This window comes from Virgibacillus sp. SK37, from assembly GCF_000725285.1.
Lineage (GTDB): Bacteria > Bacillota > Bacilli > Bacillales > Amphibacillaceae > Virgibacillus_Q.
This window is the reverse complement of the sequence record NZ_CP007161.1, coordinates 1,694,007-1,707,550: the sequence shown is the minus strand read 5'-3', so window position 1 is coordinate 1,707,550 and position 13,544 is coordinate 1,694,007. Positions and strand designations below refer to the sequence as shown.

The 13,544-nt window shown below is 37.4% G+C and carries 11 protein-coding genes; 2 read left to right on the top strand and 9 right to left on the bottom strand.

The window, feature by feature from the left end:
- Window positions 1-110: 110 nt before the first annotated feature.
- The 5 genes from X953_RS08780 to X953_RS08760 form a co-directional block, all read right to left on the bottom strand.
- On the bottom strand, window positions 111-623 hold the full coding sequence (locus tag X953_RS08780; RefSeq protein WP_040955231.1) for an adenine phosphoribosyltransferase: 513 nt from the start codon (window positions 621-623) through the stop codon (window positions 111-113).
- Window positions 613-2,937 carry a single-stranded-DNA-specific exonuclease RecJ gene (gene recJ / locus X953_RS08775; protein ID WP_040955230.1) on the bottom strand — a complete coding sequence of 775 codons (2,325 nt, stop codon included), beginning with the start codon at window positions 2,935-2,937 and terminating at the stop codon, window positions 613-615. Before recJ ends, X953_RS08780 begins: the two co-directional genes overlap by 11 nt.
- Window positions 2,938-3,004: 67 nt before the next feature.
- Window positions 3,005-3,331: a lipopolysaccharide assembly LapA domain-containing protein gene (locus X953_RS08770; protein WP_040955229.1), complete on the bottom strand. Its 327-nt coding sequence runs from the start codon at window positions 3,329-3,331 to the stop codon at window positions 3,005-3,007.
- 806 nt (window positions 3,332-4,137) lie between these two features.
- Window positions 4,138-6,390, bottom strand: a complete 2,253-nt coding sequence (gene secDF, locus X953_RS08765) for a protein translocase subunit SecDF (RefSeq protein ID WP_040955228.1) — start codon at window positions 6,388-6,390, stop codon at window positions 4,138-4,140.
- A gap of 58 nt (window positions 6,391-6,448) precedes the next feature.
- Complete coding sequence (locus X953_RS08760) at window positions 6,449-6,736, bottom strand: post-transcriptional regulator (protein WP_040955227.1); 288 nt, start codon at window positions 6,734-6,736, stop codon at window positions 6,449-6,451.
- Between the two features lie 117 nt (window positions 6,737-6,853).
- Between X953_RS08760 and spoVB the strand changes: the two genes are divergently transcribed.
- Complete coding sequence (spoVB, locus tag X953_RS08755; protein ID WP_040955226.1) at window positions 6,854-8,404, top strand: stage V sporulation protein B; 1,551 nt, start codon at window positions 6,854-6,856, stop codon at window positions 8,402-8,404.
- 795 nt (window positions 8,405-9,199) lie between these two features.
- Here spoVB and X953_RS08750 read toward each other — a convergent pair.
- Complete coding sequence (locus tag X953_RS08750) at window positions 9,200-10,489, bottom strand: ArsB/NhaD family transporter (RefSeq protein ID WP_040955225.1); 1,290 nt, start codon at window positions 10,487-10,489, stop codon at window positions 9,200-9,202.
- A 128-nt stretch (window positions 10,490-10,617) separates the two neighbouring features.
- Between X953_RS08750 and X953_RS08745 the strand changes: the two genes are divergently transcribed.
- Window positions 10,618-10,995, top strand: coding sequence for a TIGR04086 family membrane protein (locus X953_RS08745; RefSeq protein WP_040955224.1), 378 nt, complete (start codon window positions 10,618-10,620; stop codon window positions 10,993-10,995).
- A gap of 71 nt (window positions 10,996-11,066) precedes the next feature.
- Here X953_RS08745 and yajC read toward each other — a convergent pair whose 3' ends face one another.
- From yajC to queA, 3 genes are read right to left on the bottom strand one after another with little or no spacing between them, the layout of a single operon-like run.
- The gene (gene yajC / locus X953_RS08740) at window positions 11,067-11,324 is read right to left on the bottom strand and encodes a preprotein translocase subunit YajC (RefSeq protein ID WP_040955223.1); all 258 of its coding nucleotides are present in this window, start codon (window positions 11,322-11,324) and stop codon (window positions 11,067-11,069) included.
- 36 nt (window positions 11,325-11,360) lie between these two features.
- Window positions 11,361-12,500, bottom strand: a complete 1,140-nt coding sequence (gene tgt / locus X953_RS08735; protein WP_040955222.1) for a tRNA guanosine(34) transglycosylase Tgt — start codon at window positions 12,498-12,500, stop codon at window positions 11,361-11,363.
- 18 nt (window positions 12,501-12,518) lie between these two features.
- The gene (queA, locus tag X953_RS08730; protein ID WP_040955221.1) at window positions 12,519-13,544 is read right to left on the bottom strand and encodes a tRNA preQ1(34) S-adenosylmethionine ribosyltransferase-isomerase QueA; all 1,026 of its coding nucleotides are present in this window, start codon (window positions 13,542-13,544) and stop codon (window positions 12,519-12,521) included.

Below are 13,544 nucleotides of genomic sequence, written 5' to 3'. Positions count from 1 at the left end.
TTAATGCCTTAACTGTAACTAACAATAGGCTCTCTAAAAATAATATAAGAATAGGTCTGAATGAAATTAACTTTCATCACTCAGACCTCTCAGTTTCCATTCTCAGGAGATTAATAGCTCATTAATGTAAGTACATCGTAGCCTTCTAACTTATCCATTCCATCCAAATAGCTTAACTCTATAATAAAAGCACAGCCGACAACAATTCCTCCAAGCTCTTCTACCAATTTAATTGTTGCTTCAATTGTGCCTCCAGTTGCAAGTAAATCATCCGTAATAAGCACACGTTGGCCAGGTTTAATGGCATCTTTATGAATAGTTAATACGTTTGAACCATATTCCAAGCCATAGTCAACCTTAATTACCTCACGAGGCAACTTTCCTTCTTTACGCACTGGAGCAAAACCTACCTCAAGTGCATAAGAAACCGGACAACCAATAATGAATCCTCTCGCCTCCGGACCCACCACAATATCTATTTGTTTTTCTTTAGCGAAATCAACAATTTCGTCAACTGCTGATTTAAAAGCCTTCCCGTTATCCATGAGTGGTGTAATATCTTTAAATTGGATCCCTTGTTTAGGCCAATTTTCAACTATTTTTACGTACTGTTTATAATCCATGAGCTAGTTCCTCCTTGGGGCTATCTACATAATCCATACATTGTATGAACCAGTTTCTCAATTCTTCATAATTTGAATAATATAGTAATCTTTCCATTTCAGCTTTATACTGTCTCTTTTGATATATTTTAGATTCACTCAAGTCTTTCTTGGCTGGCTTTTCCACAACGGTAATGATACCATTTTCTATTTTAACAAATTCCAATTCAAAAAACACTTTTGAAAGAAATACCAATTTTTCCTTTGACCATCCTTTCATTTGCACAAGTTCAATTAACTCTGTTTTCATGTTGATTTGTTTTCTTTTCAACAACAGGGCATAAAGCCACTTAAAATCTTCTCTAGTTGGAAATGATGTTAAGTAAACACTGTTTTCTATGTGATAACCAGCGTAAATGTTAGTTGGTCGGGTAATTTGAACCAATTCTTTTAGTTCATCAAGCGATTCAGGTAGATCTAAGATGTACAGTGTATCTATCGGTGGCAAATCAGTTCCAATTTCTTGATAGGTAATCTGATTGATTCCAGGTAAGTATTGTTCATTATTATTACGTACGATTAAATTATGGTTAGTTAGTGAGATGTATTGAGACACATCAGCATCTTTTTTTCCGCGGCAGTCAAATAACTGCCATTCCTCTATTGCCAGATCTTGCAAAACAATCTGTGGTTTTTTTAACCCATTCCACTCATTTATACCCAACTCACCTACGATAGAGACAGGGGTGTTCGGTGTAAATAAAGGGTATAGATGCCCAAATCCAAAACCAATCCCCTCCAGATTAACCTGTTCCTCTTTAAATTGAAGTTTTAAGTGATTCTTTTTACTGCCAATTTGCCGTACATCTGATGGAGCATGGGCTAGATGAAATACAGGTTTTGGATTTTTCATTCCAAAAGGAGCTAAACGCGCAATATCGTTAATTAACGTCTCACTTATATCTTTTACTGAGATGCTCTGGCTTATTTCAATAGCTTGTCTGAAGTCTTCTTCAGTAAGCTGATTGTCAATAATATGGTTTAATTCCTCTTGTAATTGGTCGAGATTATCCATTGGTAATGTCATACCAGCTGCTTGGGCGTGCCCCCCAAAATGTGTGAACAGTTCCCTTACTTTCATACAATTTTTAAATAAATCAAAAGCAGGAATACTTCTCGCTGAACCTTTCACTTCTGATGTTTCCGGCTTCACAGCCAAAACAATAGCAGGGCGGTCATATTTTCGAACAAGCTTAGAAGCTACAATACCTAATACTCCCTCATTCCATCCTTCTTTTGCAGCAACAATAATACCTTTTCTACCAGTTGTATTAACCATTGCCTCAGCTTCTTTTACAATATCATTGACAATTCGTTGTCGCTCAACGTTAATAGAATCAATTTTTTCGGCAATATAGGCCGCTTCTTCCTGGTCCTCTGTCATCAGTAGTTGTACTGCCAAATCTGCATTTTGAAGTCTACCTACTGCATTAATACGGGGACCGATTAAAAATCCTACATCCTCCTCCGTGACATTACCTTCTATGTTACAGCGTCCTTTCAATGCCTTAATACCTGGATTTGTTGTAGTAGTGAGTGATTTTAATCCATGAAATGCAAGAATACGATTTTCACTGACAAGTGGGACCATATCAGCTATCGTACCAATTGCAACAAATTCTAAAAGATGACTAGGAAAGTAGCCGAGTAAATGTTCGGCAAATTTAAAGGCGACGCCAACCCCTGCCAATTCCGGGAAAGCATAATCCGGCGAACATTTAGGATGTATGACGGCATAAGCGTCTGGCATCTTCTCTTGTACCTCATGATGATCTGTGATTATCAAATCCATACCTAGCTCTTTAGCAATTAATGCTTCTTGGACGGAAGCAATGCCGCAGTCTACAGTGATAATCAGTTTTGCCCCATTATCATGTGCTAACCTAAAAGCATCTTCATTAGGGCCGTATCCCTCTGTAAAACGGTTCGGAATATAATAATCACAATTGGCACCTAGTTCTTGCAAGGTTTTCAGTAAAACAGTAGTAGAGCTTACCCCATCGGCATCATAGTCGCCATAAACAAGAATTTTCTCCTGCTTAGCTATAGCCTCTTTTACTCTTTTACCCGCTTTATCTATAGATAGAAGACCAATTGGTTTATGTAAATCATTTAAATCCGGGGAGAGAAATCGTAATGCTTGATTCCCTTCCGTAATACCTCTTTGGAATAGAAGCTCTTGAACAATAGGAGAGACATTAATGGAGCTATCTATCCAGTCAATGTTTGTCTCATTCATTTCATTATGCTTCCATGTTGCCTTACTTTCTAACATAAGTTCACCCCTGACTAATCTATTATACAAAAGAGCGTCAGGGGTGGCAAATACTATTATTTACAGATTATTTGTTTGTAGAATCTTCGACACTTTTAGAATGTTTATCTCTCTTCTCAATAGTTAAACCATTTTCTTGCAACTTTTTGTCCATAAGGCTATTCTCATGCTTATATCTTCTCAGTTCTCTCTGTAATCGAAATACCTTTACAGCTCCTACAGCAGCAGTTATAATTCCACCCATTAAGACTGAAAATAAGATCACTAAGATAAGAGGTGAATTTCCAGTCCAAAATATATAGTTTACATCCACTGCTTCTACATTACTAACTGCGAAAATCGCTACAACTATGATAAAGACAATAGCTAAAATAACATACGACTGTCCTTTCATCCTATCCCTCCTCATATTTTATCTTTTACATTATTTACCCTTATTAAGCATGTTTTAAGCAAAAGTATAATACTCCCTTGCAAATACTGGGCTATAATCGTTATCACATATTTACGGCACAGTAGGAGGAAACTGCGACCTAATTAAAAATATAGAGGCTGCGTAAGTCGCCGCTACGGGGAAATATTCCGCTTTCCGCGGGCGGCCTGCGAGCCTCCTCGAACTTCACTAACGTTCCGTTCTGTGGGGTCTCGCTAGTCTCGCTTTTCCCGCTGGAGTCTACATATTTCCCCTCCGCTAAAGACTGTATTCTAGCTCTTTAAAATAGAAAAGCCATTCCAATTGATTGGAATGGAAGATGACGACTCCTGCCGGAATAGCATGAGCTGAAGACCCTGCACGTAGCGTAGCGGAGGAAGTGGCTGAGGCCATGCCGGCGGCAAAGAAGACACTGTGAGGCCACGAACAGATGTCGCACTTGTACCCGGAGGTGTGAAAGCGTTCATCTGTAATGTAAATCAATGGCGGTTGATGATCATCAAAACGTATTAAAATATATTTTAGTAGTGTACCTTTTAGAAACAGTAATTTACAATACTTACAGTTACGTCGCAGTTTATCTATTTTATTAATTACGTTGAGTCTAAATTCTATAAGTTTAGTTCTCCTGGAATTACAATATAAAAACCGAACAATCAAATGTTGATTGTTCGGTTAATGTGCATTGCTAAGTCTCTGTGTTTATACATCTAATTAATATTCATTTTCAATCAACTGTTTTAGTTATCTCCAAATGTCTTGTGAGGTTAAACTTGCGGGCCTTCAACTTTCTTCTTCTTGGTAAAATCTACTGGTTTATTCTTAATCATCTTACCTCTCCAAATAAGCCACAATTGAGAAGCAAGGAATAGTGAACTGTACGTACCAGCTATAAGGCCGACTGTCAAAGCAATAGCGAACCCGGTAATAGATTGAGCACCAAGGAATAAAAACGCCAGGACAGCAAGCAATGTGGTTACAGTTGTATTAATACTTCTGCTCAATGTTTGTACTAAGCTTCTGTTCACAATAATTGCCAATTCCTTAAAGGATTTGACTCGTTTATTTTGCAGATTTTCTCTTATCCGATCGAAAGTAACTATCGTATCATTTACTGAGTAACCCACAATAGTTAACACAGCTGCAACGATCGTAATATCGAATTCTATCCTTGTAAAGCTAAAAATCGCAATAACAAAGAATGCATCGTGAAGTAGAGCAATAATCGCGGTGATTGCAAAAAACAATTCAAAGCGGAAAGTAACATATATAATCATAAAGATGGAAGCAATAGATACTGCATAAATAGCATTTTTCACCAATTCTTGACCTACAATTGGTGAAACTACACTTACACTTGGAGCATTACCATATTTATCTTTGAAATAGGAAGTTACTTCTGCAATTTTTTCTTTTTCTATTACTTTATCAAATCGCGTTACCGCAATATCTTTATTATCACCGGAAATCACTATTGACTCCGCTTCTAATCCTAATTCAGATAAACCCTCTTCAACTTCATCCGTAGTAATCGAATCCTCTGCAAGGATTTCAATTCTCGAACCACTTGTAAAGTCGATTCCAGGATTTAATTTAAATAAAAGCAATGAAGCTATTCCTAAGACGACCATGGCAATAGAAATCCAGAAAAACTTCTTCCGATGCTGAACAACATTAATTTGTTTATTGAAGATTTTCGGTTCTTCCTTATCCTTCATTGCTATATCCTTGATGTCTTCTTTTTTAACACCGAACCAACCAGGTCGCTTCGAAAGAGTTCTGCTCTTAACCCACAAACCAAGCAGAAGCCTTGTTCCGAATACAGCTGTAATAAAGCTGACTAAAATACTGACTATAAGCATCGTTGCAAAGCCTTTTACTGAGCTCGTACCAAAAATGAACAATACTACAGCAGCTATTAATGTTGTCAGATTGGCATCAAAGATGGTAGATAATGAATTTTTTGACCCTGCCTTAAATGCAGCCATAACAGATTTTCCGGCCTTTAATTCCTCTTTAATACGTTCAAATGTTATAACATTGGCATCTACAGCCATCCCTACACCTAAGATTAATGCAGCAATACCTGGTAATGTCAGCACCCCGTTCATTAATTCAAAAACTAGTAAAATTAAATAAATGTAGATACTTAAGTTTATAGTAGCAATTAGTCCAGGAAAACGATATACCGCAATAATAAACAACATAACTAGTCCTACACCGATAAATCCTGCAAAGACAGTTTTGTCTAATGCCTGTTCACCGAATTGAGCTCCTACAGCTGTAGAGTAGATTTCATTCATATGAACAGGTAAAGAGCCCGAATTAATTATGTCAGCAAGTCTCTTTGCAGATTCCACAGTGAAATTTCCACTAATCATTACATCTGTAGTATTTAAGGTTTCTGTAACACGTGGTGCAGAAATGTATTTTGGATCCTCTTTTTTAGACTCCTCTTCAAAAGAATCACCTTTTTGATAGTCCATCCAAATAACCAACAAATTATCGGGAGGACCCATATTTTTAATTTTTGTAGTTACATCAGCAAACTTAGAAGCATCCTTTAGTTGTAATGTAACAATTGGTGCATTCGTCTTCTGATCAAAATCCTGCTTTGCGCTACCCTCTTTGATATCAGAGCCATCAAGAAGTTTATTATCGTTTACATCGCGGAAAGACAGCCTGGCAGAAGTAGATAACATTTCCCTGGCTTGTGATTGATCCTCCACTCCAGCAAGTTGTACCCGTATTCGATCTTCCCCTTCAATGTCAATGTTTGCCTCGCTAATACCTAAACGGTTAACACGATCATTAAGGGTTTCTACGGTAGCTTCCATTAATTGCCGATCTACTTCTGCTCCCTCATCTACAGGTTCTACTTCATATAGCACCTCAAAGCCGCCTTGTAAATCCAGACCTAGATTTATATCTTTTGTAATTCCTGTTACCGTTGTCCCAATCAATCCTCCAAATATCAAAACGATTAGAAAAAAGGCAACGATTCTGCCTCTGTTTTTCATTTGAAAACTTCCTCCTCATTATTCAATTCTGCCGATAGCAATTTCTTATTAGGTTTCATTATTCATTGTTTGTCAAAGCTGCGATGGAAGCCATCAAATCATCGTCCTGATAAGCTTTTACCGTTAAATAACTTAGATAAATATTTGATCCCAGATGAAAAATATCCTGAACCACTTCATAGATTCTTTTTTCGGGGTTACCCTTCCATACTTTTTCAAGCAAACAACGCCATATATCTTCACTCGTTGCCTGTGTATAACCCATTAAACGAAATTCGCTACATTTACTTTCAAGAGCTGGTAGAACCATTTCTCTCCACTCAGTAACGGTATGTATGGTTTCCAATAAAATTCCTCCTGTCCCGGAGTATAATTATACCCTTCTTGTCATGCTTGACCCATTTCTTAGCATATACATAATTGTATACGAAAAATTATTATTTGAGAAGGCAGGTCGACCATAATGACCAAACAAACTTTTTTACAGGGTACTCTTATATTAATAGCAGCAGGTATGATCACCCGGTTTCTTGGCTTTATAAACAGGATTGTTGTAGCTCGACTGATGGGAGAAGAAGGTGTGGGCCTTTATATGATGGCATTGCCGACATTCTTCCTCGTACTTACGCTCACACAACTTGGGTTACCTGTAGCTATATCGAAACGCGTTGCTGAAGCTGAAGCCAAAAACAATCCACAAAAAATAAAGCAGATACTTGTGGTTTCCTTAATTGTTACCGCCATTTCAAGTGTGCTGTTTACTGTAGGAATGATACTAGGTGCACCTTTTATTGCTACAAAGCTATTGACTGACAGCCGCACACTATATCCCTTACTGGCAATTAGCCCCATTATTCCTATTATAGCAATTTCCTCTGTGCTCAGAGGCTATTTCCAAGGAAGGCAAAACATGAAGCCTCAAAGTTACTCTCAAGTAATTGAGCAAATTGTGCGTATTACTTGTGTAGCATTCTTTGTAAAGCTGTTACTCCCCTTCGGTGTGGAGTATGCTGCAGCCGGAGCCATGTTCAGTGTAATTCTAGGGGAATTTGTTAGTCTTCTTTACATGCTTCACATGTTTAAACAAAAGAAATTAGTAAAAATAAGATCACAGTTCTTTTCCTATTTAAAAACCAGTTCCCAAACGCTTAAAGAATTATTTTCTATTGCACTTCCAAGTACAGGCAGCCGAATGATTGGGTCCTTAACCCATTTTATGGAGCCAATACTGGTAGCACAAAGTTTAGCTATTGCCGGTATATCCAGTTCATTAGCAACCAAGCAATATGGAGAATTAACTGGTTACGTGTTACCACTTTTATTCTTACCAACATTTATTACTCAATCTCTTTCTGTAGCGCTGGTTCCATCACTATCAGAGGCAGATGCATCTTCTAACAACAAGTTAATTCACTATCGAATCCATCAGTCTATTCGTATCTCATTTGCATCTGGCGCTTTGGCAACGATCGTTTTAACTTTATTCTCGGATACCATTTTAACGTTTATGTATGGTACTGCAAATGCTAGTAAATTTATCCTTTTAATGGCACCTTTTTTTATATTACTATATATCCAAGCTCCTTTACAAGCAGCACTACAAGCATTGGATTTTGCAAAACCGGCAATGTGGAATTCTTTAATTGGAGCAGTTTGCAAGTTAACAATTCTGTTTCTCCTGGCTTCCAATTCTGCATTCGGGATTATGGGGGTAGCGATTTCTATGTCTGTAGGTGTGGTTCTAGTAACTTTACTTCATTTGATTACACTGCAAAAAATGATTAAATATACACTTCCTTTTAAAGATATAGTTAAAATGGTAACTTTAATTGGCTTAACCTGGCTAGCTGGAAGTATAATAAAACAAGTATTTCCATGGGGAACCGAAAATCCAGCTCTATTTTTAATTACTTTAATCACCTTAACAGGTATTTATATCTTCTTCTTATTTTCTCTGCGGTTTATTACGAAAGAAGAATTACACCAAATTCCTTTTATTAAGAGATGGATTTAACACCAGGTATGAAGAATGAAGCTATAAGTAAGAGGCCAGTCTAACTACGAACGACTAGTGGTAGTCAATGGCAATTTACCTCAACAAAATGCTTTATCTGCCTTTCCGGCAAAAGCTTGAATTTATCTAGACTATAAACGATAGGTCATGGCTATGTAATAATTCGCAAAATAGATAAACTACGAAGTAACTTGATAGTACTCTAAGCGACCGTTTCGGAAAAAACATTTCGCTTTCCGTGGGCAACGCTTCAGCTTCCTCGGAAGAAAACCACTTCCTGCGGGATCTTCAGCTGTTGCTTTTCCCACAGGAGTCTTCGTGTTTTTCCTACACTGGTAAAGTGGTTAGATATTAACCCGCTATTTATGGTTTAAAGCAGATACAAATTGATTGGAGTGGAATGCGGCGACTCCTGCCGGAATAGCATGAGCTGAAGACCCTGGACGGAGCGTAGCGGAGGAAGCGGCTGAAGCCATGCCGGGCGGCAAAGAAGACACTGTGAGGTAACGAACAGATGTCGCACTTGTACCCGGAGGTGTGAAAGCGTCCGCATGCAACGGAAATCAATGGGGCGCTTCTACTCAAATATTTCACTGAGCTTTTTATAAGCCAAGTTAGGTCGCATTTTCCTCCAATTGCGTATTAAATGAAGCTGTTTTGTTTTCAATTCTCTGGTCCCCTATCTAAAAAGAGTCTCCTGCTTATCTCTAAGAAGAGCAGGAGACTCTTTAAATTGCCGCAACCCATTTATTATCTGCTGGAATACGTGTAGAATTTCTTAATAAGAAAAGTTTATCACATATAGAATATTAAATAACGAAAATATATATAAATGGTTGCAACTATTAATGAAATAAATACAAGGGGAAAGCCATATAGCATAAAACGTATGAAGGAAATTTTCTCATTTTCTCCTTCAGCCATACCTGCAACGACTACATTTGCCGATGCGCCTAATAACGTAGCGTTTCCACCTAAACAAGCACCAAGTGACAATGCCCACCACATAGGGTCCAAATGTACGATACCATAGCTTTCAAATTCCTTTACTACAGGAATCATTGCAGCCACAAATGGAATGTTATCAACTATTCCGGAGAACAATCCAGAGACCCATAAAATTAACATAGTAGTTCTTACATAATCCCCTTCTGTCAATACAACAATTGCTCTAGCCATTTCATCTATTACCCCTACTTCCTGTAAACCACCTACTAAGGAAAACAAACCAATAAAGAAAAACAAAGTGACCCACTCTACCTTTTGAAAAACGCGTTCTGTAGGCAATTCTTTTTCAGTTAAAAATAATAATAAAACGGCACCAGACAATGCGACAATTGTTAAATCCGTATGTAATACTGTATGTAGCATAAATCCTGATATAGTTAATAACAAGACAGAAACTGATTTGTAGAGCAATGGTGTCTTTTTCAAATACATTTTGGCATCAATTTTATAAAGTTCCTCATTATTAATATTTGATTTTGTAAGTTGTCTTCTAAATATGAAATAAAGCAAAAAAAGAAATAAAAGAAAAATTATTAAGGCCAAAGGGGCTGCATGTAAGATAAAAGATAAAAATGTCAGATGGTCAACAGCTTGTCCTATCATAATATTTGGTGGATCACCAATTAACGTTGCAGTTCCTCCTATGTTCGAACTAAAAATAATAGCAAGCAAATAAGGGAAGGAAGGAAGCTTCAATAGTTTTGTAATTTTTAACAAGATGGGTACAAATATTAAAACAGTGGTGACATTATCTAAAAGAGCAGATCCAAGAGCTGTTAATATACTTGCTCCCATAAGTAATGGCATAGGCTTTCCTTTTACTCTTTGAGCAAAGCGAATTGCAATATAACTGAATAACCCCGTTTTTTCTGTAATTGATATAAGTACCATCATTGAAAACAGTAATGCAATCGTGTTCCAATCAATATAGTTCATAAATGCTTTTTGGGGGCTGTATATTCCTGTTGCTAATAGAAGTGTTCCTCCAGTGAGAGCAACTACCGCCCGATTAACTCTTTCAGTCATAATAAAGATATAGCTAACAATAAAGATAAGTGATGCTAGAATTATGTCCATAATACACCTGCTTTCCATATACAGCATGCTTCTATAACTATATGAGTGTACAGCCTAAAATATTTTCTTCTATTTTATTTATTGGTGAATAAGCTAGTAATGGAAGGACAAACTTTAGGGGGGATGTTATGACAAAGCAGCTTACTGCAGTAGTTTATGGATTGGTTATGGTTCTGGGTCTCATTCTAATAACAAGTATCTTTTTAGCATTATTACTTCGGTTCACTTCCTTCAATGACCCTATACTATCTTGGGTTACCTTAGGAATCGGCCTTATATCCCTATTTATTGGGGGGCTTGTTGCTGGTGCTAAAGGAAAAGCAAAAGGCTGGATTATTGGTGGTGTGACAGGGTTCGGTTTCACATTATTTACATTCCTGGTTCAATACTTAGGATATCAACAAGGTTTCTCCTTAGAACAATCCATCCACCATCTAGCATATATTTCAGCAGCAGTACTTGGTGGAATTGTTGGGGTAAACACGCTAGGTACCAAAACAGAATAGTTAGAGAGAAGAGCAAATAAAAAGAAGTTAATGCAATTATAAGCATTAACTTCTTTTATGTTTTAGAAATATTATTTTTTAACTTCTCTAATAGCAGAACGGTCGTATGTAAGCTTAGTACTGTCGCCCGCTTGAATCACAACTGTGCTTTCATCTATGGCATGAACAACACCATGAAACCCGCCAATCGTAATTACTGAATCACCTTTTTGCAAATCAGATTGCATCTGTTTCACTTGTTTCTGTCTTTTTTGCTGTGGGCGAATCAATAAGAAGTAAAAAATCACAAACATTAAAATGATTGGTGATAAAGAAATCAGCATATCCATTTATTTTCCCCTCCTTCTGTTTAGTAAACTATGCAATTAGAAGTTTTTGGCATTGGGTTTATTAAGACCATATTGCTCAAAAAAGTCTTCTTTAAAATCTCCAAGACGATCATCGCTTATCGCTTTTCGTACTTGCCCCATTAATTTTACCAGAAAATATAAGTTATGGTAAGTAGTTAGTCTGAATCCGAATGTTTCATTACATTTTATAAGATGTCGAATGTAAGCACGTGAATAATTTTTACAAACATGGCAATCACAATTTTCATCTATTGGACTAAAATCCCTTGCATATTTTGCGTTTCGTACTACTAATCTGCCCTTCGAAGTCATACATGTACCATTTCTGGCTATACGTGTTGGCAATACACAATCAAACATGTCAATACCACGAATTGCCCCGTCAATTAATGAATCAGGTGACCCAACCCCCATAAGATATCGAGGCTTATTTGTTGGTAATACCGGGGTGGTGAATTCTAGTACTCGGTTCATAACATCTTTAGGCTCACCTACGGATAGTCCACCAATAGCGTAGCCAGGAAAATCCATGGAAATTAAATCGCGTGCACTTTGCTTACGAAGGTCCTCATACTCTCCTCCCTGAACAATCCCGAACAACCCTTGATCCTGCGGTCGTCCATGCGCTTCCAGACAACGTTCTGCCCAACGGGAAGTTCGTTCAACAGAAGATTTCATATAATCATACGTCGCTGGGTAAGGAGGGCACTCGTCAAAAGCCATCATAATGTCGGAGCCTAGTGCATTTTGGATATGCATTGCTTTTTCAGGAGATAGAAATAATTTCTCGCCATTAAGGTGATTTCGGAAATGAACGCCTTCCTCTTTGATTTCTCTCATATCACTTAGGCTGAACACCTGAAAACCTCCAGAATCAGTAAGAATTGCTCCATCCCAATTCATAAATTTATGCAAGCCCCCCGCTTCCCTTACAATGTCTTCACCGGGTCTAAGCCATAAATGGTATGTGTTTGAAAGAATTATATTGGCGTTTATATTCTTCAATTCTTCCGGGCTCATTGTCTTAACGGTAGCCAAGGTACCAACAGGCATAAATGTGGGAGTATCAAATGAGCCATGTGGAGTGTGAACTCGTCCAAGTCTAGCCCCTGTTTGTTTACATGTTTTTATTAATTCATATGTTATTGGTGTCATGATTTATTCGTTCCTTTTTTATAAAATTAACATGGCATCCCCAAAGCTGAAAAAACGGTATCGTTCTTGAACAGCCTCTTTGTATGCATGAAGTATAGTTTCTTTATCTACTAATGCACTTACTAACATGATTAAGGTTGATTTTGGAAGATGAAAATTAGTAATTAATCCATCAATTGCTTTAAAATCATATGGTGGATAAATAAAAATATCCGTCCACCCGCTAGTTTCCTTAAAAGCTCCTTGATCTCTTGCAATTGTTTCCAAGGTCCGGGTAGAAGTGGTGCCTACGGAGATTATCCTACCATTTGATTTTTTTGTCTGGTTTAATATGTCTGCAGTCTCTGTAGACATATGATAGAACTCCGAATGCATTTCATGGTCATCAATATTCTCCACACTTACAGGCCGAAAAGTTCCCAATCCTACATGTAAAGTAATAAACGCAATAGTTACACCCATTTCTTCAATCTCTTCTAATAGTTCTTTAGTGAAGTGTAAACCAGCAGTCGGTGCCGCAGCGGAACCTTCCTCCCTGGCAAAAACGGTTTGATATCGCTCCTTTTCTGGCAGCTGTTCTTTAATATATGGTGGAAGAGGCATTTCTCCTAACTCATCAAGTACCTCGTAGAAAATACCTGTATAATAAAATTCAAGGATGCGTCCCCCATGCTCTTTTATATCTGTACAGGTCGCTCTTAATTTCCCTTCCCCAAAAACAAGCGTTGTACCAATCTTTATCTTTTTAGCAGGTTTTGCAAGTATTTCCCATGTATCCTCTTCACATTGATTTAATAAAAGAATTTCTACTTTGGCCCCTGTATCTTCTTTTATACCATATAACCGGGCAGGCAATACCTTTGTATCATTTAATACGAGGCAATCTCCTTTTTTAAGATAATCTTTTATATCTGTAAAATGTTTATGATCCACTTCTTTCGTTTGACGATCAAGTACTAACAATCGAGAAGCTGTTCGTTCTTTTAGTGGTGTTTGTGCAATTAACTCTTCTGGTAAATCAAAATCAAAATCTTCAATATTCAT